Raw genomic sequence first — 1,393 nt, 5'->3', positions numbered from 1 at the left:
GCCATGCGCGGCCGCAAGTCCGCTCTGAGCATCGTCCTGACCCCAGCCGACCGAGCCGAGATCCAGGGCTGGCAGCGCACCAGCACCTGCCCCATTGGGGTCGCGCGCCGTGGCCGCGCCCTGCTCCTGCTCGAACAGGGCAGGACCTTGAAGGACACCGCTGTGGTGTGCGGCCTGAGCATCCGACACGTCCGCAAATGGGCCGAGCGATACCGACTCCACGGGCTGGCTGGCCTCCGCGACAAGCCCCGGCCCGGCCGCCAGCCGGTCTTTTCCCCCCACGGTGGCGCTGCACCTGGTCAAGATGGCCTGCGAGCGGCCCGATGACCGCGGCCGCTCCCTGTCCACCTGGGACTGCCGGGAGATGGCCCGGCAGGTGGTCACCGAGGGGATTGTCTCCAGCATCTCCCCGGACACCGTGCGGCGCATCCTGGAGCACCACCACCTTAAGCCCTGGCGGCATCACCTGTGGCTGTCCCCCAAGGTCCCCCGCGATGCGGCCTTCGCGGCCTCGGTTCGGGAGATCTGTGACCTCTACACCCGGCCGCTCCGCCAGGATGAGATGGTGCTGTGTGTGGACGAGAAGACCAGCTTGCAGCCCCGCCCCCGCAAGGCGCCAACCCTGGGGGCTCAGCCTGAGCGACCGGTCCGCGTCGAGCATGAGTACGGGCGGTGTGGGGCTTTGCACCTGTTCGCCGCTTTCGACACGCGCACGGGCAAGGTCTACGGCCGGACCGCCGAGCGGAAGCGGCAGGTGGAGTTCATCGCCTTCCTGGAGCAACTGGACCGGGAGATCCCCGCGACGATCACGACGATCCACGTCGTGCTGGACAACCTGCGGATGCACAAGGGCAAGCAGGTGCAGGCCTGGCTGGCGAAGCATCCGCGGTTCGTGTTCCATCATCCGCCGGTCCATTGTTCGTGGATGAACCAGGTGGAGCAGTGGTTCAGCATCCTGCAGCGGAAGCGACTGCGGATTGCTGACTTCGCGGACAAGGCGGCGTTGGCCGAGCGGCTGCAGGCGTATATCGCCGAGTGGAATCACGTGGCCCATCCGTTCAACTGGAGCACGAAATCGGTGGCGAAGGTGATGGCCAAGTGTAAGCTGACCGAGGGCACCTCAACGGATTCGCAACCCTTGGCCGCGTGATTTCGTGCCCCTTTCTCTGCGGCGTTGTACTAAGTGGTGGTCTTGAGCGATGCGGGCAAGGGGAACGCCCTCCTCCAGGTATGGCTGAAGGATCCGAAACCGCTCAAGTGCCTCGCGGCGCTGCTCCTCGCTCAAGCCACCTGTGCCTGTATATGGTTGGGCCATCATGGCTTATGTCGAATCATTGAATGAGCAATTCTGTGTAGATGACAAATAGCGTTGCAGAATCCCGGCCAAATAGCG

2 protein-coding genes are annotated in these 1,393 nt (G+C 65.0%); both read left to right on the top strand.

Annotated elements, in window-relative coordinates; translation table 11 throughout:
- Positions 1-3 precede the first annotated feature (3 nt).
- On the top strand, positions 4-327 hold the full coding sequence (locus AC11W3_RS19415; RefSeq protein ID WP_484093591.1) for a helix-turn-helix domain-containing protein: 324 nt from the start codon (positions 4-6) through the stop codon (positions 325-327).
- Entirely contained in the window at positions 284-1,150 is an 867-nt protein-coding gene (locus tag AC11W3_RS19410) for an IS630 family transposase (protein WP_484093590.1), read from the top strand. The genes AC11W3_RS19415 and AC11W3_RS19410 overlap by 44 nt, the downstream gene beginning before the upstream one ends.
- Positions 1,151-1,393 lie beyond the last annotated feature (243 nt).

The sequence above is a fragment of the Geomonas sp. genome (genome assembly GCF_056994735.1).
Note: the sequence above shows the minus strand (reverse complement) of the source record. Positions and strands in the feature narration are given on the sequence as shown.